General features: G+C 70.8%; 26 protein-coding genes. 2 read left to right on the top strand and 24 right to left on the bottom strand.

Features of this window, described 5'->3' with window-relative positions; all coding sequences use genetic code 11:
• A partial coding sequence (locus AC507J_RS31670) for a phage tail tape measure protein (protein ID WP_496294149.1) occupies positions 1-2,148 on the bottom strand: 2,148 nt, incomplete at its 3' end.
• On the opposite strand from AC507J_RS31670, the gene AC507J_RS31665 reads away from it, so the two are divergent.
• Positions 2,090-2,332: a hypothetical protein gene (locus AC507J_RS31665; protein ID WP_496294151.1), complete on the top strand. Its 243-nt coding sequence runs from the start codon at positions 2,090-2,092 to the stop codon at positions 2,330-2,332. The genes AC507J_RS31670 and AC507J_RS31665 overlap by 59 nt on opposite strands.
• Before the next feature lie 32 nt (positions 2,333-2,364).
• On the opposite strand, the gene AC507J_RS31660 is transcribed toward AC507J_RS31665, so the two are convergent.
• The 4 genes from AC507J_RS31660 to AC507J_RS31645 form a co-directional block, all read right to left on the bottom strand.
• Positions 2,365-2,559 carry a hypothetical protein gene (locus tag AC507J_RS31660; protein ID WP_496294147.1) on the bottom strand — a complete coding sequence of 65 codons (195 nt, stop codon included), beginning with the start codon at positions 2,557-2,559 and terminating at the stop codon, positions 2,365-2,367.
• Between the two features lie 95 nt (positions 2,560-2,654).
• Positions 2,655-3,236 (bottom strand): hypothetical protein, encoded by a 582-nt coding sequence (locus tag AC507J_RS31655; protein WP_496294145.1) that lies wholly within the window; start codon positions 3,234-3,236, stop codon positions 2,655-2,657.
• Positions 3,237-3,238: 2 nt separating this feature from the next.
• The gene (locus AC507J_RS31650; protein ID WP_496294143.1) at positions 3,239-3,739 is read right to left on the bottom strand and encodes a phage tail tube protein; all 501 of its coding nucleotides are present in this window, start codon (positions 3,737-3,739) and stop codon (positions 3,239-3,241) included.
• 13 nt (positions 3,740-3,752) lie between these two features.
• The gene (locus AC507J_RS31645; RefSeq protein WP_496294141.1) at positions 3,753-4,190 is read right to left on the bottom strand and encodes a hypothetical protein; all 438 of its coding nucleotides are present in this window, start codon (positions 4,188-4,190) and stop codon (positions 3,753-3,755) included.
• 30 nt (positions 4,191-4,220) lie between these two features.
• Here AC507J_RS31645 and AC507J_RS31640 point away from each other — a divergent pair, with 30 nt between their 5' ends.
• Positions 4,221-4,406, top strand: coding sequence for a hypothetical protein (locus tag AC507J_RS31640; RefSeq protein ID WP_496294139.1), 186 nt, complete (start codon positions 4,221-4,223; stop codon positions 4,404-4,406).
• Here AC507J_RS31640 and AC507J_RS31635 read toward each other — a convergent pair.
• The 19 genes from AC507J_RS31635 to AC507J_RS31545 all read right to left on the bottom strand — a co-directional run bounded on the left by AC507J_RS31635 (position 4,378) and on the right by AC507J_RS31545 (position 17,290).
• Positions 4,378-4,842, bottom strand: coding sequence for a hypothetical protein (locus AC507J_RS31635; protein ID WP_496294137.1), 465 nt, complete (start codon positions 4,840-4,842; stop codon positions 4,378-4,380). The two genes, AC507J_RS31640 and AC507J_RS31635, sit on opposite strands and share 29 nt — an antisense overlap.
• 6 nt (positions 4,843-4,848) lie before the next feature.
• On the bottom strand, positions 4,849-5,058 hold the full coding sequence (locus AC507J_RS31630) for a hypothetical protein (RefSeq protein ID WP_496294135.1): 210 nt from the start codon (positions 5,056-5,058) through the stop codon (positions 4,849-4,851).
• A gap of 29 nt (positions 5,059-5,087) precedes the next feature.
• Positions 5,088-5,927, bottom strand: a complete 840-nt coding sequence (locus tag AC507J_RS31625; protein ID WP_496294133.1) for a head-tail connector protein — start codon at positions 5,925-5,927, stop codon at positions 5,088-5,090.
• A complete protein-coding gene (locus AC507J_RS31620; protein ID WP_496294131.1) occupies positions 5,927-6,616 on the bottom strand; it encodes a hypothetical protein in 690 nt (229 codons plus the stop codon). Before AC507J_RS31620 ends, AC507J_RS31625 begins: the two co-directional genes overlap by 1 nt.
• Positions 6,609-7,232 carry an FkbM family methyltransferase gene (locus AC507J_RS31615; RefSeq protein WP_496294129.1) on the bottom strand — a complete coding sequence of 208 codons (624 nt, stop codon included), beginning with the start codon at positions 7,230-7,232 and terminating at the stop codon, positions 6,609-6,611. The genes AC507J_RS31620 and AC507J_RS31615 overlap by 8 nt, the downstream gene beginning before the upstream one ends.
• The gene (locus AC507J_RS31610) at positions 7,229-7,888 is read right to left on the bottom strand and encodes a glycosyltransferase (RefSeq protein WP_496294127.1); all 660 of its coding nucleotides are present in this window, start codon (positions 7,886-7,888) and stop codon (positions 7,229-7,231) included. Before AC507J_RS31610 ends, AC507J_RS31615 begins: the two co-directional genes overlap by 4 nt.
• Positions 7,881-8,141 (bottom strand): hypothetical protein, encoded by a 261-nt coding sequence (locus AC507J_RS31605; RefSeq protein ID WP_496294125.1) that lies wholly within the window; start codon positions 8,139-8,141, stop codon positions 7,881-7,883. Before AC507J_RS31605 ends, AC507J_RS31610 begins: the two co-directional genes overlap by 8 nt.
• The gene (locus AC507J_RS31600; RefSeq protein ID WP_496294123.1) at positions 8,138-8,692 is read right to left on the bottom strand and encodes a hypothetical protein; all 555 of its coding nucleotides are present in this window, start codon (positions 8,690-8,692) and stop codon (positions 8,138-8,140) included. Before AC507J_RS31600 ends, AC507J_RS31605 begins: the two co-directional genes overlap by 4 nt.
• 71 nt (positions 8,693-8,763) lie before the next feature.
• Positions 8,764-10,209, bottom strand: a complete 1,446-nt coding sequence (locus tag AC507J_RS31595) for a phage major capsid protein (protein ID WP_496294121.1) — start codon at positions 10,207-10,209, stop codon at positions 8,764-8,766.
• 12 nt (positions 10,210-10,221) lie between these two features.
• Entirely contained in the window at positions 10,222-11,214 is a 993-nt protein-coding gene (locus AC507J_RS31590) for an HK97 family phage prohead protease (protein ID WP_496294119.1), read from the bottom strand.
• A complete protein-coding gene (locus AC507J_RS31585; protein ID WP_496294117.1) occupies positions 11,211-12,581 on the bottom strand; it encodes a phage portal protein in 1,371 nt (456 codons plus the stop codon). The genes AC507J_RS31590 and AC507J_RS31585 overlap by 4 nt, the downstream gene beginning before the upstream one ends.
• A gap of 19 nt (positions 12,582-12,600) precedes the next feature.
• Positions 12,601-14,067 carry a terminase large subunit domain-containing protein gene (locus AC507J_RS31580; protein ID WP_496294115.1) on the bottom strand — a complete coding sequence of 489 codons (1,467 nt, stop codon included), beginning with the start codon at positions 14,065-14,067 and terminating at the stop codon, positions 12,601-12,603.
• A gap of 49 nt (positions 14,068-14,116) precedes the next feature.
• On the bottom strand, positions 14,117-14,575 hold the full coding sequence (locus AC507J_RS31575) for a hypothetical protein (protein WP_496294113.1): 459 nt from the start codon (positions 14,573-14,575) through the stop codon (positions 14,117-14,119).
• A 227-nt stretch (positions 14,576-14,802) separates the two neighbouring features.
• Entirely contained in the window at positions 14,803-15,468 is a 666-nt protein-coding gene (locus tag AC507J_RS31570) for an HNH endonuclease family protein (protein ID WP_496294111.1), read from the bottom strand.
• A 14-nt stretch (positions 15,469-15,482) separates the two neighbouring features.
• Positions 15,483-15,644 (bottom strand): hypothetical protein, encoded by a 162-nt coding sequence (locus AC507J_RS31565; protein WP_496294109.1) that lies wholly within the window; start codon positions 15,642-15,644, stop codon positions 15,483-15,485.
• A gap of 15 nt (positions 15,645-15,659) precedes the next feature.
• A complete protein-coding gene (locus AC507J_RS31560) occupies positions 15,660-15,902 on the bottom strand; it encodes a hypothetical protein (RefSeq protein WP_496294107.1) in 243 nt (80 codons plus the stop codon).
• A gap of 64 nt (positions 15,903-15,966) precedes the next feature.
• Positions 15,967-16,203 carry a hypothetical protein gene (locus tag AC507J_RS31555; RefSeq protein ID WP_496294105.1) on the bottom strand — a complete coding sequence of 79 codons (237 nt, stop codon included), beginning with the start codon at positions 16,201-16,203 and terminating at the stop codon, positions 15,967-15,969.
• A complete protein-coding gene (locus AC507J_RS31550; RefSeq protein ID WP_496294103.1) occupies positions 16,200-16,616 on the bottom strand; it encodes a DUF6221 family protein in 417 nt (138 codons plus the stop codon). The genes AC507J_RS31555 and AC507J_RS31550 overlap by 4 nt, the downstream gene beginning before the upstream one ends.
• A gap of 14 nt (positions 16,617-16,630) precedes the next feature.
• On the bottom strand, positions 16,631-17,290 hold the full coding sequence (locus AC507J_RS31545; protein WP_496294101.1) for a hypothetical protein: 660 nt from the start codon (positions 17,288-17,290) through the stop codon (positions 16,631-16,633).
• Positions 17,291-17,613: the final 323 nt, after the last annotated feature.

The raw sequence follows: 17,613 nt of genomic DNA, 5'->3' as shown, positions 1-17,613 counted from the left end.
TGGGATCTGCCGCAGCCAGTCCACGTAGGTGCGGACCTGCGACGTCGCGCTATTCAGCCCGGGCGTCTGGATGAGCGTCTTGACCTCTTCAGGGATTCGGTCATACGCCTTCGCGTACCGCTGGATCTCCGACTCGGTCATGCCTGCCTGCCGAGCCTGCCGCACGAACTCGTCGCGCAGGTCCTTGGTCTTCTCCGTCAGCTCGGCGGACGTCGCCCCAGCCTCGGCGTACTTGACGATCTGGTCCGTGTGGGCCTTGATCAGCGACCGCACGTTGTCCCGGTTCGTCAGCGCCGCCTCGCTGTTGCCCTTGAGCGAACCGCCGTTCTCCTTCGCCGCATCGGTCATCCGTTTCAGTGCCCTGGCGGCGGCGTCCTCGGCCTCTTCCAGCCCAAACATGGTGTCCAAGGCGGCCTTGAGGGCCTTGTCGAGCTCGTCGATGCCGGCGGTGAGGTCCTCGGCCGAGTCGGCGGTCAACCCCAGCGATACCGCTAGCTGCCGGGTGGCCGGGTCCAAGTCGTCGACCGTCTTGGCCTGGCCTTGCATGGCCGCCGTCAGCTGCTCGTGCAGCTCTCGGGCGTTGTGGATGTCGCCGCCCAGCTCCCGCATCGCCTCCCGGACGCTGGTGGCCGAGCGGGTCTGCCCGTCCATCAGATCCGTGACGAGCGACCCGCTGACCTTGTGCTCGTCAAGCTTCGCGTTGACCCGGGCGACCGCGTCGGCCTCGCCGAGGATCGCCTGCGTCAGATCGGCAGCCGAGATACCCAGCTCTCGGGCCCGATCGACGACACCCCGCTTCGCCAGCTCGTTGGCGACCCACAGCCCGGTCTCGCGGGTGACCGCGCCGGACTGCTCGTTGAGCGTGCTCGACAGCTCCCGCGCCCGCCCGCGTGCTTCGGCTTGGCTCATGGCGAAGCTGGTCATCAGGGCGATCGCCCCGGCGATCGCCAACCCCCACGGACCCGCGAGGAAAGTGCCGACGCGCCCCAGGGCTCCGCTCGCCGCCACCGCGGTGGCTGCCAACCGGCCCTGAGCCATCGACAGCTCCAGAATCGCCTGCTTGTAGGCGGCGATGCGAGGGGTGGCGATGAGGATCGTGCCGCCGAGGGTCAGGGTCGCCGCGGCCGCTAGCGCCAGCACGGCCAGCAGCGACTTCACCGGCCCAGGCAGCTCGGCCAGCACGCCGGCGAAGTTGCCGACCAGGTCAGCGGCCGCGCCGACGACCGGCAGGAACGTGTTCCCGATGTCGATCGCGAAGTCGTTGATCTGGTTGCGGGCGATTTGCAGGCGCGCTTCCACCGTCGCGTACCGGGCCTCGGCCTCCTTGAGGAGGGCCGTGTTGTCCTCCCAGCCGCGGTTCGCGATGTCCAGACTGCGCGTGACCAGGTCGCCGGCACCAGCGAGACGCAGCAGCGCATCCCGCAGGATGATTTCCGACAGGCCCAGGTCGCGCAGCGTCTGGAAGACATCGCCGCCGGCCTGCTGCATGCGGCCCAGACCTTGGATGAAGGCGGCGACGGCGCGGGCCGAGTCCTGGCCGTACGCCTGGACGAACTGGTCGCTGCTCATGCCGGCGACCTCGGCGAACTGCTCCAGCCGGTCCCCGCCCTGCCTGACCGAGTCCTCGATGGCGATGAACGCGCGGGAGATGGCGCTACCGCCGGCCTCGGCCATGACACCGACGGAGGACAGTGCACCGGCGAAGCCCAGCACATCGGCCTCGGACATCCGCACGGTCTTACCGGCGCCGGCGATGCGCAGCGCCATGTCGACGATGTCTTGCTCGGTGGTGGCCGAGTTGTTGCCCAGCTCGACGATCGAGGCACCGAGCCGCCCGACGTCGTCGGGCGCCGTCTGCATGATGTTCATCATTCGGGAGAGCGCGAACGCCGCCTCTTCGGACGAAAGGTTGGTGGCCACGCCCAGGTCGACCATCACCCTCGTGAACCCGATGATGTCCTCCCGGGCCACACCGAGCTGGCCGGCTGCCGCAGCCACCCCCGCGATCTCTTCATGGGTCTGAGGCAGCGTCCGGGCGAGTTGCCGCAGCTCGCCCTCCAGCTCGGCCATCTGCTCCGGGGTGCCGTCGATGACCTTGGCGACACCGGTCCACGCCGACTCCCATGAGATCGCCGCCCGGGTGGCCATGACCAGCCCGGCACCGATCGCCGCGCCCGCCGCGAGGAACGTGCCGCCGACCTGCTCCATGGCGGCATCCACGCGGGCCTGCTCGGCCTCCAGCTTCGCCAGCTCACGCTCGAAGGCGGCCGCGCTCTTCTCGGCGCTCTTGAGGCCGGTCTCGAACTTCCGGGGGTCGGCGGAGAGCCGATAACTGAGGTCCTTGTCCATCGGCCCACCTCCCGATCAGTGGCGGCGTTGCAGGTGCACGTACGTACCGCCGCCCAGGGGTTTGTCCTTGACCCGGTCCCGCTCCGCGTCCAGGACCTCGCAGCCGCGACACCGGTCGACAACCGCCTTGTACGCGTGCGGGCCGCCGTTCTCCGACGTCCACTCGTCGGGCCTGGTAGCGCACTTGCGGCACCGCTGGAGCTCCCGCACGTGCTGCCAGATCGCCTTGGACCGGTCGTCGTGCGACCACGCCAGGAATGCCGAGTGCGGGATCTGGTATTCGCGACAGACGTCCAGCTCCAGCGCTAGCTGCGGGTCGTCGTCCAGCCTTTTGGGAGCACCACCGGCTCCGCCGCTCGGCCGGTCATGTTGATCGCCATGCACGCGGCCCACAGGCCCCGCACCTCGCCGGCCGACATGTTCTCGGCGAGCATCACCGCCCAGTCATCAGCCGACATGCCCGAATCGGGGGCGGACGCGGCCAACAACGCCGGCCTGAACGTGTCGTCGTTCCACGACGGCCACGGCGGCGGCGGATCCCCGGCCGCGCGGGCTTCGTCCCGGGCCTGTTTGGCGGCCGCCATCTGCTCGTCGGTGGGCGGGTGCTTGGCGGTCAGCGTCTCCACCGTCACCTTGCCGGTGAGCGGCAGCGCAACCAGGACGACAGTCTCGTAGCAGGCTTCCAGCTCCGCCTGCGCGGCCTCCACCTCGGGCTGCGTAGTGTCGACATCCCGCTCGGCCAGGCGGGCCTGCCTGGCAGCGGCCAGCGCCCGATTTAGGCGCTGCTGGGCGCGCTCGGCGCCGTCCTGATCGACGAGGATCCGGTACGGGATCGACGGGCGGGAGCGGCCGAGGAGCCGCTCCCGCTGCGCCTTGCTCTTGGCCACGGTCAGGACGCCGGGCCCGGAACGACCGCGTCTTCCGACCAGTCGTTGATGGCGAAGTCGACGAGGACCCGCGCGCCTTCACTGCCGGCGACGTCGGTGGTCGGGGTGACCGCGCTGACCTCGACGGCGAACGCCCGCAGCGCCTGGCCGGGGACGTCACCGCCATCGCAGATGACGATGTTGGTCCGGTCGAGACGCTTGATGACGGTCCGCACGTCCTCGGTGTCGATGCTGGCGTAGAAGGCGATCTGCGCGTCACCGGGGTTGATGCGGCCGGCGATCCGGCCGGTCTTGCGCGTACCGAGGTCCGGCACGGCCACGCGGTCGGTGGACACCTCCCACCCGGACACGGCCGCGATCTCCGGGCTGAGGTCGACCGACTCGGCGTGGTCCAGTTCCTCCCGCGTCGGAGCGTTCAGGTCGGCGATGGTCGGCACCAGGTAGACGCAGGTCACCTCAGGGTTGATGAAGCGCTGGGTTGCTGGCAGCGGCTGCGGGGCCATCTCTTCTCCTTGCTCAGTTGAATCCGTGGCGTCGGGCCGCAGCCGCGACAACCTTGACGATTTCCTCGCGGACCTCGGCCCGGCGGGCCTTGGCCGCCGGCTCAAGAAACGGACGGGTTCGCTGCGTGTACCAGCGCTCGCGGTTACCGAAGAACGGGTGCCGGAACGTGCTGCCGCCGGCGATGCCCTCGTACGGGCGGGCGTGCGGCGCCTTGCGCCGGTTGACGCGGACCACCACACCGGACCCGACCCGCCCGTAGAGCACCCGAACGCCGATGGCGCGGGGAATCCGCGACGACCAGGAGGCGCGGCCGCGGGCGTCCTGGGCGACCTTGTCACCGACCCGCTTGAGCGCCGGCCGCAGGTCGCGGCGCACTTCGCGTGGGATTTGCCGCAGGTCGACCACCATCTTGCCGAACGCATCTCGCCCAACAGCCGGCATCAGGATCACCTCCTGGCATAGTGGTGTTACGGTCCGGCGATGACCGAGCCGACCCCGAAGAGCCGGATCCCCAACGCCCCGCTGGCCGCCGCCTCGCTGCTGTCCGGGCTGGCCGCGTTCCTGTCCTTCGTGTGCGGCGCCGAGGTGCTGGGCTGGATCCTCGCCGTCGTCTGCGTGGCGACAGCGCTGTGGTGGTTCAGCCCCGGTGCTGCCAGGCGACGGTGAACCGCACCTCGCACACCCGGCCCTCGCCGGCCTGGCGTACGTCGCTCGTCTGCGACACCGACGTCCGGGCGATGCGGGCCGGCAGACCAGGCACCACCGCGCCGCCGAGCCGCCGATCCGACCGAATCAGCGCCTGGATCGCGTCGTACAGGGCGAACGCGTCCCGGCGGGCTGACGGAGCGGCGGTGCTGCCGGCACGGCGAACCGCGATGATCGCCGGCACCTCCACGGACTCGTACTCCTCGCGGGACAGCTCCGCCCAGGCGCGCACTGTGGTGGTGTCCTCGTCCTCGGGCAGCACCCCGATGGCGATCATCTGGTCGGTGCGCTCGGTGGGCCACCCGTCGGACACCGCCGCGCGGGCGGCCTTGACGGCCTCCAGGGCGGTGATCTCGCGGGCGAGGTAGTCGAGCGCGCCAGGAATGCTGCTGCCCATCGCGGATCACCCGCCTCCCTCTGGATGCTCGTCCTGGGCCAGCCGGCACCCCGGGTGGTGGCAGGTGTTGCCGTGCTCGTTGTACTCCTGCCACGGGTGTGCATCCGCCTGCTGCTCTCGATGGAACGCTGCGAGCGCCGCCCTGATCTGCTTCTCGCGCCGCCAGTAGAACCGCGCGGTGCCGACCACGCCGACGCAGGCGCCGACGATGAACACGTACAGAAGAGTGCCAACAACCCACCAGTTCACAGCACCACCGGCCCGCGCTGGTCGGGCTGGAGCCGCTGGATCACCGCGTTCGGCACGAAGAACCCGAGGCGCAGGTTGCCTTGGAGGCTCGCCTCCAGGCCGGCGTTGCCGAAGTCGTCGCCGCGGCCGCCGTCGAAAGCGCTGTAGTTCCCGCCTTGCTGCGGTCGCCAGTTGATCCGGATCAGCTCCAGCGTCGCCTCAATGATGTTGTGCGGCACCACCGTCTTGCCCGCGACGTACGTGATCTGGACGTTCCGCAGCCCGCCCGGCCACGCTCCGGAACGGCGGGCCAGCAGACCCGACGGCGACCACGAGTAGTCGCCCGCGTCGAGCAGCTGCCCGTCGACGAGCACCTCCACGACCTCGAGTACCGGCGGCCGCTCCAGGATGATGTGGCGGCCGCCGCCGGACGCGGTCTCACTCACGGTGCGGCGGGCCACGACACCGACGACGTCCTCCACCACCGCCGACGCGCTGAGCATCAGGCCGCGCAGTTCCTCGTCATCCGTGGTGTCGTTCAGCGGGATGTTCAGGTGCCCCTTCGCGGGGGCCAGCCCGACGATCGACACCCACTCGGGGTCAGTCGCGTTGACGACGTCCGCGTACGCGGTGGCCGGGCTCGTCGTCGACCACGACACCACGTGCCGGCCGGGCACCGTCGTCACGAAGTCGTACTCGAGTACGCCCGACCCGTCGGCCGGAATACTCACCGTCGGCGTGACCACCGACCCGTCGGGCATCCGGATCTCCAGCGTCGCCGTCGCCGGGTCGGCCGGCCGGCCGGCGGCATCGCGGACGCGGTGCTGGAGCCGGACCGTTCCTCCGACGTCGACCATCAGCGCCTCCTCAGCTCTCGCACCCGGCGGGCGTCCGCTCTGAGCCCGTGCCGCCGCCACTGCTGGTACGCAGCGCGGTCGCGGTCGTACTGGGCGCGGCCGTTGACGCGCCGGTACTGGTCGTCCCAGGCGACCCGGCCGGCGATCGGGTGCATGTGCTCGACCACCACGTCCGACAGGTAAGTGATGCACCGCGCGGCCCGGCCGAGGTCGGCGATCGCGTTGTCGCAGTAGAGGTGCTCGACGTCAGCCGGCACCATCCGGCCCAGCTCCCGCACGATGTCCGACGTCATCGCCCACTGCGTCGGCAGCCGCTCGCCCTGGACCAGGTCGTTGCCGTACACGATCCCGGTCCGCAGCCGGCGCAGCTCGTCGACGTACCGTCCGGCCCACCCGGCGCTGCGGGGCACGTGGTCGTCGCCGGCGAACCCCAACGCGAAGTAGTCCCCGGCCAGCCCGGCCGCGATGCGGTTGAGCTTGTGGACCATCGGCAACCAGCGGGTGATCGTCAGCATCAACGACCGATCCGAGGCCTGCCCCACGTACGCCGCATGGTGCGGATCGTCGCCGTCGACCGCGAACGCCAGCCCGGCGTACGCGTACGCGCCGGTGGCCTCCCACGCGTCGACGAGCCGGGGAACGGACTGCGGCCGGCCCCGGGACGGCACGATCACCAGCAGATCAGCCACGGCCCGCCTCCGGCACCAGCAGCGTGTCCGCCCACCCGTGATCCCGCACCCACTGAATCGCCGGCGTCCACCGATGCTCGGCCGCCCATGCCATCAGGTCCGGCCAGAATGCGCCGTGCGCCTCCGGGCTCTCCGGCTGCGTCTCGACGATCACCAGGTCCAGCGACGCCAGGTCAGCGGACCGCAGGACGTCGAGCTCGGTGCCCTGCGTGTCGACGACCAGAACGTTGGCGGGGTGGCTCGCCTGAACCATCGACACAGGCACCGCCGGAACCGAGAACGTGACCACCGTCTCCTGGGCTGGGTTGCGCACCAGGCCCGAAAAGAGGGCGTCGCGTGTCCGGTGGAACGGCGCGACATTCCAGCGCCCGGCCGATTTGCAAGCCGCGCCGACCAGCCGGATGGCGTGGAACCACGCCTGGCCTCTCAACACCGCCCAGCACTCCGGATCCGGCTCGACCAGCGTGATCGACTCGAAGCCGCACGCCTGGTAGACCGGCACCTCCTCGCCGTGGTGCGCGCCGACGTGGATCACGCCGCGCGGCTCGATCCCAAGCTCGCGGAGAGCGTCAGGCAAGAACCGGAACGTCCACTCACCGTCGAAGACCAGCCTCATGACGACTCCCGATGCCACGCGAAGTGCGGATGGTCGACCACCGGCCGCTCACCGACCTGCGCGATCCGGTCGGGGCGCTGCCACGACGATCCCGCCGGCGAGTACAGGTAGTGGTAGAGCACCCGGGGGATGTACTCCTCCGTACGCAGATGCCGGCGAACCTGCTCCACCCACACCCGGTCCTCCGCACGCCCGCGCCGAGCCCGCCGAAAGTCAGCCAGCAGGGCCAGATCACGCCGGATCGGATCCAAGTGCGTCACGTCGCGCAGCAGGCCCTTGACTCGGTCCCGGTACCAGCGGCGGTGCCGCAGACTGTGGTCGCACACGTCCTGGAGCTCGCCGTCGACGTGGTAGCCGACGCGGAATCCGACGTGGTCCGGGCGGCTGGCCAGCGCCGCCACGATGGCGTCGACGAAGTCGTCCACCACCAGGTCGTCGTCGTCGACGAACGACACGTAGTCGCTGTCGGCGGCCTCCACCAGGGCCTGGCGGATGGCCGGCAGCCCAGGGCGTCCGTTGTTCCACCAGGCCAGCACCCGCACCCGCCCCGTGTGCGGGTCAAGCTGGGGAAGCAACACGTCCAGCAGGCGGCGGAGCAGCACCTCGCGCTGGCCGATGGTCGGGATCAGGATCGACCAGGTCGGCCCGTCACCCACCAGACTCTCCGGGCCGGTCACCCACCGGGCCGGCCGGCCGGTACACACCAAGCTGATCGCAGGCGATCACCACCGCCCGCACATCGGGCATGTGCTCGGCCGCCCACCCGTCGAGCTCCCGCTTGATCTCGTGGACTGTGGCCAGCGGTGTATCCCGGCCGACCCGCACGATCAGCGTGTCGCCCGGCTCCACCACCAGCACCTCACCGTCAACGAACCGGGCCGGCTCTTCCGCCGCGACCTCTTCGGTCACTCGGCGTCCCCGTAGAGCTCGCGGCGGATGTCGTCGCGCGACTTGTCCGCCCACTGCTCCACCGGCGTGCTGGTGACCTCGGCCGCGTGCTGCCGCCACGCTCCGACACCGGACCCCGGGCCCGACGTCGGCGGCCGCCGCGGCTCCTCGACCGCCGGCTCCTGGTCGGCCTCCGGCGCCGGTGCGGGCTCCTCGGCCTCGGGTGCCGGCTCGGCGTCCGGGGCGGGCACCTCGTCCTGCTCCTGGACGGGCTCGTCGACAGGCTGGGCGGGCTGCACGTCACGCAGCTCCCCGGGAGCCGCCGTCGCCTGCTCCACCCCGCCAAGCTGCTCGGTAACCGCGGCCACGCCGGAAGCCGGCGCCGCCGTAGGCTCCTCCTCGGCCGCGTTCGGCAGGTCGTAGTGCACCCGCAGCGGCTGCCAATGCTTCGGGCTCTTCACCACCAGCGGATGTCCTGCCCGGGCGACCGTGACGCCGCGGCGGATCGGGTGCCGGCGGCCCTCGTGCATGATCACGCCCGACGCACGGGCCACCACCAGGTCGCTGTCCACAGCGACTCCTCTCGGGTGTTGGGGCTGCCGGCCGGCGTCCCGATGGGGACGAAACGCCGGCCGGCAGCGGGTCAGGACGTGGCGACCGCGACGCGGAACGCGTTCGGCACCAGGATCTTGGTGCTGTTGCGCCAGCGGGCGTAGATGCCCCGCTGACCGGTCGGCATCCGCCGCGACGCGCCGAAAACGTGCGGCACCAGCTCCACCGTCATGCCGATCCGGTCGACGATGAGGTACTGCTGGAAGTCGCCGAACACCAGGTAGCGGCCGGCCGGCGTCGCCGACATCTCCGACGCCTCGTGCGCCGGGTAGCCGATCAGCTCGGGCGGCAGACCGGCACCGAGCCGCACCCACAGGTCCGGGCCGTCCGAGTCGGCGAAGCCACGGACCAGGTTGTAGATGGACTTGTTGGCCAGCCACCGGGCCCGGGCCCGCCACCGCGGCGCCAGGCCGTCCTCGCCCGCCTCCATGTCGTACAGGGTCTGGGAGGTGAAGCCCGCGCCGTCGTCCACCTCGGACCCGCTCGGCAGGCCGGTGACGATGCCCTGCGGGTTGTGGCCGCCGCCGGAGATCAGCGACCCGTTCCCCGAGATGAAGCTAACCGCCTCCTCGTTGTCCTTCGCCTCGCCGAACATGCGAGCCAGCTCCGACCGCAGCCGCGGCCAGTCCTGGTCCAGGTCCATCGAGAACGGCACGAACACGTGCACGGCCGACGGGCGGACGGTCGGCTGGTCGAAGTCCGGTGCGTCGTCGGTGGCCTCGGCGACCTCCGGGGTGCGGGTGGCCACCACACCCTCCGAGGTGAGGCCCTGCCACTCCTTCCCGACGATCCGCTCCACCCGCGAAATCTGCCGCAGGGGGTTGATGCTGCCGTCGTCGGTGAGGATGACGGTCGGGTCGAGCTGGAACGGCACAGCGTACCCGCCGTCCGGGTCGCTGCCGAGCGACAGCGCCCGCAGCTCCTCGGCGTTCAGGCCGTGGGTGTTCCGCGCGATCACCGCCTTGCCGAACGCCCGCTCGTAGGTCGGGTTGCCGGTGACGATGATCCGCTTGGCGAGGGTGCCCCGGGTGTCGTCGACGGCGTCGAGCAGCTGCGCCGCCCGGGCCTGGCACTTCTCGCGGTTCTGACCCGGGAAGGTGCCGCGCTCGATGATGCGCAGCGCGTTGCTGTGCAGCCGGTCCCGGTACTCCTCGTCGGAACGGGAGGCGAACCGAGCCCCGGCCAGGTCGTACACCTCGTCGTCGCCGCGCTGCCGGGCGAACGACGGCGTCTCGACCGGCGCCCGCTCCATGCCACGCTCGCCGCTAGCGATGCCCGCGAGCCGGGCCTTGCGGGCCCGCAGCTCCTTCACCGTCGCGGCGTGGTCGTCGCGCTCGGCGTTGAGCGAGTTCCACTCGTCACGCTCGTGGTCCGGCATCATCTCGTCGGCGTACTGCTCGTCGAGCTCCGCCAGGCGCTGGTCAATCTCCTTGATGCGCGCCTCGCGGTCCTCGATGCTGCGGATTTCCTCCGCCATCTCGGTCTCTCCTTACCGATGCTTGGGCGCGAGGTACCAGCTGGCGCCTCGCGTAGTGCGGACCGAGTGGCGCGCTACCGGCTCGGTGGGCTGCTGAGTGGCCTTGGTGGCCGGCTCGGCGTTGGTGGTGCGTTGCTGAGTGGCCTGCGGGGCCGGCTCGGCAGTGGTCTCGGTGCCACCCGCGGCGGGTGGCTCGGTAACCGGCGGGGCGGCGGCGCGGGCCGCGAGCACCTCCGCCAGCTCGGGGAAGGTGCCGGCGATCTCCTCGGCCAGGGCGCGGCGGGCGTCGGCGTCGAAGACGCTCAGATGCCGCTTGATGCAGCGGGCGTCGAGCCCGAACTGCGCGATCACCCCTCGCAGGGCTACCTGGTTACGGTCGAAGGGCGACCCGGCCGGCAGCCCCGACCGCACACCGACGCTGGTCTGCTCGTACGCAGGGAACACCACCGGGCCCAGCTCGAAGAGCTGAACCTCGAGAATTTCCCGCCGGATCGGGCCACGTTCGCCCGGGTCGCGCAGCAGGTCGGACAGCTCGTCGTCCTTGATCTTCTTCCCGTCGCGGTCGACCCATTGGTCCTTGACCACGCGGAACTTGAACGACATGCCGCGGATGGCCTTGCCTTCCACGGCTTGGCGGATCGGCTCGACGACGTCGTTCGGGAACAGCCGCGCCCGGGTGAACAGGCCCTCGTCGTCTTCGTACAGCTCCTCGATCGAGGCGATCGGCACGGACCCGACACGCTTGTCGTTGCCGTGATCGAACTGCATCACGGGCTGGCGTTCCCGCAGCGTCTTGCGGAACGCGCCGCGCTTCACGACCTCCTCGAAGCTGCCGGCCCACGACTCGATGACCGTCGGCTGGTCGAACACCGCCCCGTATCCGCGCAGCGTGCGTCCGTCGTTCGGCTCGTCGTCGCCCGGCTCGGTCGCCCGGAACTCGAAGAAGTGGGCCCGCACCTCCTGGCGCAGGACCTGACGCGGGTCCAGCTCGGTCACCGTGGTCATGTCGCGCTACCTTCCTGCGGCGCCTCCCCGGCGTCGCCGTCACTGCCGGATGAGCCGTCCGCTGCGCCGGGCTCCTGAAGCTGGACCGAAAGGCGGCCCGTGTGCCGAAGCCGCGACCAGTCGGAGGTCTGCACCGCGGCGATTGCTGACTCGGCAGTGAAGCCATCCCGAACCAGCGCGGTGATGGTCAGCGCCTCGGTCGACTGGACCTTGGCCGCATCCGACGCATCCATCCGAAGGAATGGAATGCCCTTGGTGGCCACGGTCAGGTGCGCCCCGTCGTCTGGGCGGTCGAGCAGCACCTCCAGCGACGCCGCGGCGGTCATCCAGAGGTGCTGGAGGGTGGCGTCGCTCAGCCGGCGGCGGGCGGCGCTGAAGTTCCCGGCGTTGAGTGCCGAGCCTTGGAGGCCCTCGCTGAATCCGACCCAGCTCGGCGGAACACCGGCACCCGAAGCGAGTCGGCTCTCCGCCTTGCCCTGGACGACCGCGAAGTCCAACTGCTTCATGTCGGAGCCGACGGCCTTCGCGTCCGCCCCACCACCCAGGTAGACCGTCTTGTACGCGTTCCACGCGCCCTGGTGTTCGGCCTCGAAGACCTCTTTGAAGTCCTTGACGGCCTGGACGGATACGCCCGGGTCAAACCGGATGATCATGTTCGGTGTGGCCGCGTGCTTCAAGAACGCGCGCTTGTGGTCGGTCATCAGGTTGTCGCCGCTGATGTCCCGGATCACCGGCGTCAGCCAGCTCATGCCGAGGTACACGCCGTCCGGGTCGGGCAGCGGCGCGTAGTGCGCCACCTCCTCCGGCCCGAACACCCGCATCTCGCCGTTCGGCGGTTTGTAGGCGTACCCGAGCAGTTCGACGTCGGCGGCCTCTTCCGGCCGGTCGGCGTCCTCCTCGGAGCCCATGATGATGTACGTCCACTCCGGACGCAGTCGCACCAGCCGCGACCGGCGATCCCGCCGCAGCCGCCGGTAGTACGAGTTGCCGGCGGTGGTGCAGTCCAGCTCCATCCGGGTCAGCAGATGCGCCGTCTTCGCACCCGGCCACGGCCGCTCCAGCACCGCTAGGTCCTGCGAGCCGAACAGATCCCCGGGCGCCCCGCGCTCGAATCTCGTCCATTGGAAGCGGCCCTGGCAGAACAGCTGCAACCTGGCCAGCGTCAACGCGAACACCGGCCCGTTGTTCTTCGCGACCTGGCTCAGCGTCGCCCCGATGGCCTCCTCGTTGAGGGTGCCCATCGTGGTCTGCAAGAACGGATACGCCGACCCGCCGAACGAGAACATGTCGGCGAAGTCCTGCATGCTCAGGCTCGACCGGGCCGACTCCGGCAACCACAGACCACGCTGCTGCTCGTAGGAGGTCACTCAGCCGGCCCTCCCTCCGTCAGGTCAGCGCAAACGGCTTCGGTGCCGCCGTGTGGATCCGCACCGTGCCCAGCGCCCACACCGCCAAGCTCGCCGCCACCAGCGGGCAGATGTCCGTGGTCACGTCGCGGCGGTTGAACGCCCACGCATCGCCGATCACACGTTTCGTCGCGTTGGCCGCCGCGTTCGTCAGCGACGTCTGCGCCAGATGCCACAGGTCCGGTGGGCTGTCCCGGGTCCCGAGCAGCCCGTCGTAGACGCTCGCGGCCCCAGCCACCAGGTCACCGACACCGGCACGGAGCACCTTCAACTTGGTGCCGTCACCCAGCTCGGCGCCGTCCGCGGCGTCGGCGATCGCCTTGTCGCTGACCACGATGACCAGCGGCTTGTGCCGCTCGGCCAGCACCTTGAGCCGCTCAACGATCCACGCCGTACCCGGCTCGTGGTCGATGACGTCGACGACCCGGCCGCCGGCGAGCCGCGGTCCAGCGGCAGCGATCGCCGCCCACGTCCGGTCCGGCGTGACGTCGACGGCCAGGGCGAGCGGTTCGCCCATCACGGCGGTGGTGTCGAGCTGGCCCAGCCAGACCGCCTCGGTGATCAGCTGCCAGCGCGGGTTGCTGTCGTCGATCCGCCGTGGCCAGATGCCCAGCCGCTCCCGCGCCCAGCCCGCCAGGTCGGCGGCCGCCGCCCGTAGCTCACGTTCGATGCCCTCGACCGTCTGCCCGGTGCCGTTCGACCGCCGAACCTCCAGCGACGGGTTCGTCGCAGCCCAATTCGCGGGATCGGCCAGGTCGATGCCGTTGAGGTTGTCGAGGTCGCCGGCCAGCCCGTAGTCGCGATACCCGAGCGACGGGTCCTGCTTCCACGGACCGTCCTCCCGGGTGCGCGGGGCAGCCGGGTCCCCACGGTGCCGCAGCGCGTACATCACCGCCGCGCTGCTGCCGGTGAGCGGCGGCGAGCTGGCGTAGACGATCTGCGAGTTCGGCAGGGCCGACACCGTGTAGAGCAGCGCCGAGTGCTGGTCGACGGTCAGGGCGTACGCCTCGTCGATGATGTTGCAGTCGCCCGAGAAGCCTCGGCCCGAGCCTTTCGAGCGGGCGATGAAGCGGATCCGCGCGCCGGTATCGAGGCGCTCGAAGCCCTCCTCGTTGTGACTGTTGGTGATCTTGACGAGGATCCCGTCGACGTCCCACAGGTTCTCGTCGTCCCCGACCTGCCGGCCGAGCGCCTTGATGAGCGCCTTGACCCGCCGGAACGCCTCCATGGCGGTCTTGAGCTCGTGCGCCGACCACATGATCAGCTGCTCGCCGAGGAGGAAGAACCCGGCCAGCGCCCGGGCCTCCAGGATGCCGCCCTTGCCGTTCTGGCGGGTCACCCACTCGCAGTACTCGAAGCAGGCCCACTTGCCGTCGGCCCTGGTGGCCAGGATCAGCGACACCGAGTCCTGCTGCCAGTCGTCCAGCGGCCGGCCCGCCCGCGCCATCAGCTCAGCGGCTTCGGCTCCGAAGCTGTCGACGTACTCGGGGTGGGTCTCAACCCGTGGCCTGCGCGCTCCTCGCAGCGGCAATCCGAGCGGTGAGGTCGGTGACGCCACGGGCACGACCATCACCGCCCTTCGTCGAGCTGTCGGCGGGCTGTTGTTGGCCAGCCGGCGGTGCCGGGCGGCGTCCTCGGCCGAGCTGCTGGAGCATCCGGGTCAGCGCCGCCTGCTGCTGCCGCGACTCCGTCAGCACCTGGTCGACGACGAGCGTCACCGGCCCCTCGCCGCGGGCCTGCCGCAGCCGTATCCACACCGCGTCGCGGCCGTCGAGAATCGCGTCCAGGCGGTCCAGGCGGTCTGCCGTGCGGCACGCCTCCTCCAGCAGCACCTGCTCCCGGACGGTCATGCCGGGCATCTCCGCCACCGTCGCCGCCCACAGCCGCGCACCGCGTTCCCGCAGCCCGGTCGGCGCCGCCGGTACGGCCTCGCCGGTAACGGCCGGGGTGCTCACCGGCACCTCCACCGGCGGCGGTACGCAGTCCTCACGGCCGGGCAAACACAGGCTGTGGTCACCGGATTTGTGCGCCCGGTGCCGGCGAACACGCTCCGCTACCGTCGGGTCAGCCAAGGGGCCACCTCCCCAAGATCATCGTTACGGGGGGAGATCTGCCTGAGGCGGGGGCGGGTCAGGGTGGGGGCGTTGCCCGTGGGGACCCCCTCCCCCTGGGTGACCCTCTGTTACCAGCGTCGCGAATGGCGATCAGTCGATGTGACTGTGTGTGAGGTTCGTGCTTTGCGTAGCTGGGAACCCAGCCTGCTGCCTGCTGATCGGTTGCAGTGTGCGTGTGCCATGCGGCGGGGGCCGTGGTGGCCGCCGAGTGCTCGGGCGACAGCGTGGTCAAGGTCGAGGTCTTGACCTTTGAGCATCAGCTTGCCGCAGTAGGGGCAGGGGGTACCCCATGCCCTGGGCAGGGCGGCTGCCCGTGCCTGCTGGTGTTCCCACCCGAGGCCCTGCTCGGTGGTGGTGCGGGCGGCGCGGTTGATGGCCTGCTGTGCCTGGGTCTCGCGTGCCAGCCAGTCGCGTACGGCGGCGAGGTGCCGGTCGGGGTGGGTACGTGCCCGGGCCCGGGCCAGGAGTACCTCGGGCCCCGGGTTGAGGTGGACGTGGTGCGTGGCCCGGATCCGGCGGATGAGGCGGGCACGCTGCCGAGGGTCGGGCTGGCATCGGATGACCCAGGCGGTGCCGGTGGTCATGGTGGCCACGGTCTGGAGGCGGCGGCCCATGGTGCGGGGGCCGATCTGGTCCTGGTCGAGGACGAGGTCACCAGGCTGGGCGCGTTGGGCCACGTAGGTGGTTTTGCCGGCGCAGGGTGGGCCGGTGACGAGTACGACGGTGCGGGTCACGGCACCTCCGAGCGTCAGTGGCGTGGCCAGCGGTCCCAGCGTGCTGGGTCGATGATGCCGATGCCGGGGACGAGGTGGTCGCGTCGGCCTCGGCAGGTGACGTTGTGCCAGCGCAGCAGTCGGCAGGTGGCGCGGCCGGCGAGGCCGACGATCCATTCGGGTACCCAGAGGGGCATGGTCACCTCCGGTGGTCAGGGGATGGCGCCCGTCGTGGTGAGGTGGGCGGTGGCGGTGGCCACGAAGTCGGGGTCGCTGCTGTGGGCTCTGGCCACGGTGAGGGCGACGGTGGGGTGGACGTTGGTGTTGGCGGCGATCTCGACGACGGGCCGGATGTAGGTCCAGGGCAGGCCGGTGAGGCTGGCGGCCCAGGTGGTGGGGCGTCCGGTGGTGGTGAGCCAGTCGGTGATCTGCTGCTCAGTGGGGGTCTGCTCCATGGCTGTGACCTGCCGTTCCGGGTTTCGGGCAGAGTTCACCTAACTCGGTCGGGTGAACAAATGATCAGGCTGCGGGGGCGTCAAGGTCAAGTCGGCGGGGTCGGCCGCGGCCGCTGAGGTGCTTTCGGGCTTCGATGTCGGTGGCTTCGTCGAGAGGGCTGTAGACGTTGTGGCCTGCGCGGATGGTGGTGAGGCCGTCGCGTTCGCGCCAGCGTCGGATCATGGCGGGTGTGATGTCGGGTCCGAGGTGTGCGGCGAGTTGGGCGGCGGTGCCGTAGCGGCGGCCGCGGATTCGGATCATTCGGGTCGCCATTCGGGCTGGTAGCCGGGCCATGTGGCGTACGGCAGGGCGAGCAGCCGGACGGTCTGGCATGGCCAGCTGCGCCATGTCGCCTCGTACGCCGGCGGGTCGGCGCAGACGGCGCAGACGGTGCGCGTGCCTGCGGTATCGGGTTGGTGTTCGTCGAGAATGCGCCGCTTGGCATTCAGCTCCACCAGGGCACGGGCCGGGTCGTGGCGGGCCATGTGTTCGCCGTGCTGGTCTTCCAGCCCGCCGTAGGTTCCGGTGGCGATCGCGCCGGGGTGACGGCTCTCGTCGCTTGGCCAGATGCTGCCGTTGCTGTACCGCCACTCGCTGCCGTAGTCGGCTGCGGCGTGTGCCACCCGTTCGTCGTCGTCGAGTTGCTGCCGGAGCCAGGTCACCAGGTCGTCCACGGTTCGATTCTCCCTCAAGCGGCGGCGGTGAGGCCGGTGGTGAGCGGGTGCTCTGGGCCCCAGACGTGTCGTACGCCGACGGCCCGGCGGGGCATGGTGCACGTGCAGTCGGGGCCGATGCACACGCAGCTGGCGGTGCAGACGACGGTCCAGGTGTGGCGGCCGCCGAGGGTGTGCGCGGTCAGTTGGCGGCGGGCGCAGCGTGGGCAGCGGACGCCGGGTAGGTCGTCGCCGGCGGGGTCGAGGCTGAGGACGTCGCGGATCCGCTCGTCGGCTTCGTCGAGCCACAGGGTGAGCTCGCGGCAGGTGCGGGGGCGGAGCGCAGGGATGGCGGCCGCGAGGGCGGGTAGCGGGTCGCCGGCGACGGTCAGCCCGATGGCGGCGGCGAGCCAGGCGAGGGTGGCGGTGGTGGAGGCGGCGAGGCGGGCAAGCCGGCCGGCGCGGACCTCGGGTTCCAGCTGGTCGACGGCGGAGCGGCCGGATGGGTCACCGTGGCCGCCGCGGCCGGTGGGGCCGGGGATGGGTCGCCAGGCTTGGAGGCTGGCGGCGGCGGCGATGGTGCGGGCTTCGGCGCGCCGTTCGGCGATTTCCTCGGCCACGGCCTGGTCGAGGGTACGGCGGCTGGCCGTGAGGGTGGTGGCGGCGCGGGTGGCGTGGAGGTGGTGCGGGTGCATGGTCGCCTCCCGGTTCAGGCGGTGCGTGGGTGGAGCGGGATGACGCGTGCGAGTCCGTTTGGCGGATCGCTGGATGGCGCGGTTCGGCGTCGATTTTCGGCAGCATTTTCCGCGCGCACGCGGTCGTGAGTTGCGGTGTCAGGTCGTGGTTGTAGCTCGCCGTCGTTAGTGAGTGAGTTTCGGGATTCAGTCCGGCGGCCCGAAGGGTCGCCGGGGCGCCAGGGGTCTGGGGGCAGCGTGCCCCCAGGGATGGTTCCTGGGTGGTTCAGGGGTGGTTCCTGGATGGTTTGGGGGGCGCTGCGTCCGTGACATCCGGACGCAGA

The organism is Micromonospora sp. PRAS1 (assembly GCF_059553435.1).
Note: the sequence above shows the minus strand (reverse complement) of the source record. Positions and strands in the feature narration are given on the sequence as shown.

Excerpts from the sequence above, each read along its gene's own strand:
- AC507J_RS31590 (WP_496294119.1), bottom strand. The coding sequence starts at position 11,214 with ATGACCACGGTGACCGAGCTGGACCCGCGTCAGGTCCTGCGCCAGGAG.
- AC507J_RS31625 (WP_496294133.1), bottom strand. The coding sequence starts at position 5,927 with ATGGTCGACGTCGGAGGAACGGTCCGGCTCCAGCACCGCGTCCGCGAT.
- AC507J_RS31555 (WP_496294105.1), bottom strand. The coding sequence starts at position 16,203 with ATGATCCGAATCCGCGGCCGCCGCTACGGCACCGCCGCCCAACTCGCC.
- AC507J_RS31640 (WP_496294139.1), top strand. The coding sequence starts at position 4,221 with ATGACCGAGCCGACCCCGAAGAGCCGGATCCCCAACGCCCCGCTGGCC.
- AC507J_RS31615 (WP_496294129.1), bottom strand. The coding sequence starts at position 7,232 with ATGAGGCTGGTCTTCGACGGTGAGTGGACGTTCCGGTTCTTGCCTGAC.
- AC507J_RS31665 (WP_496294151.1), top strand. The coding sequence starts at position 2,090 with ATGACCTTGGCGACACCGGTCCACGCCGACTCCCATGAGATCGCCGCC.
- AC507J_RS31545 (WP_496294101.1), bottom strand. The coding sequence starts at position 17,290 with ATGCACCCGCACCACCTCCACGCCACCCGCGCCGCCACCACCCTCACG.
- AC507J_RS31560 (WP_496294107.1), bottom strand. The coding sequence starts at position 15,902 with ATGGAGCAGACCCCCACTGAGCAGCAGATCACCGACTGGCTCACCACC.
- AC507J_RS31580 (WP_496294115.1), bottom strand. The coding sequence starts at position 14,067 with ATGGCGCGGGCGGGCCGGCCGCTGGACGACTGGCAGCAGGACTCGGTG.
- AC507J_RS31565 (WP_496294109.1), bottom strand. The coding sequence starts at position 15,644 with ATGCCCCTCTGGGTACCCGAATGGATCGTCGGCCTCGCCGGCCGCGCC.
- AC507J_RS31650 (WP_496294143.1), bottom strand. The coding sequence starts at position 3,739 with ATGGCCCCGCAGCCGCTGCCAGCAACCCAGCGCTTCATCAACCCTGAG.
- AC507J_RS31595 (WP_496294121.1), bottom strand. The coding sequence starts at position 10,209 with ATGGCGGAGGAAATCCGCAGCATCGAGGACCGCGAGGCGCGCATCAAG.
- AC507J_RS31635 (WP_496294137.1), bottom strand. The coding sequence starts at position 4,842 with ATGGGCAGCAGCATTCCTGGCGCGCTCGACTACCTCGCCCGCGAGATC.